General features: G+C 59.7%; 1 protein-coding gene. It reads left to right on the top strand.

The annotated features are described in order from the left end of the window. Positions 1-258: transposase (locus HMPREF2806_RS00005; RefSeq protein WP_198531297.1), on the top strand; the 258-nt coding region annotated here is incomplete at both ends.

Below are 258 nucleotides of genomic sequence, written 5' to 3' on the forward strand. Positions count from 1 at the left end.
ACCTCACCCCGCTGGTGGACGGGCGTGGTCCTGCGCGTTTGTTAGACATGCGACCGGGCAGGTCCGCAGATGTGCTCAGCGGGTGGCTTAAGGAACGCGACCCCAGCTTCCGGGAACAGATACAGGTGGTGACCATGGATGGGTTCACCGGTTATGCCACCGCAGTCGAGGAGCAACTACCACAGGCGGATAAAGTCATGGACCCTTTCCATGTAGTGCATCTGGCAGCCGACAAGCTCACCAGTTGCCGACAAAGAC

The sequence above is a fragment of the Corynebacterium sp. HMSC076G08 genome (assembly GCF_001811515.1).
Lineage (GTDB): Bacteria > Actinomycetota > Actinomycetes > Mycobacteriales > Mycobacteriaceae > Corynebacterium > Corynebacterium hiratae.